Here is a 252-nt window from a genome sequence, read left to right on the forward strand (position 1 = left end):
AATATGATGCCATTCATTCGGCATGGTTCAAAGCAATTAAAACGCTACCGGATTACAGCATCGTTCACAAACAGGATTGGTTTATCAAGGAAAATTACAGTCCGGATTTATTGAAAGAAGACCAAAGTTTTCTGTCCAGGTCTTTTGAAAGGCAATATGATGCCATTCATTCGGCATGGTTCAAAGCAATTAAAACGCTACCGGATTACAGCATCGTTCACAAACAGGATTGGTTTATCAAGGAAAATTACA

The 252-nt window shown here is 38.1% G+C and carries 1 protein-coding gene; it reads left to right on the plus strand.

The window, feature by feature from the left end:
- The coding region (locus tag BOQ62_RS00520; RefSeq protein ID WP_164976644.1) for a hypothetical protein at positions 1 to 252 on the plus strand (252 nt) is incomplete at both ends.

It is taken from the genome of Chryseobacterium sp. CH21 (genome assembly GCF_004119445.1).
In the GTDB taxonomy this organism is placed as follows: domain Bacteria; phylum Bacteroidota; class Bacteroidia; order Flavobacteriales; family Weeksellaceae; genus Chryseobacterium.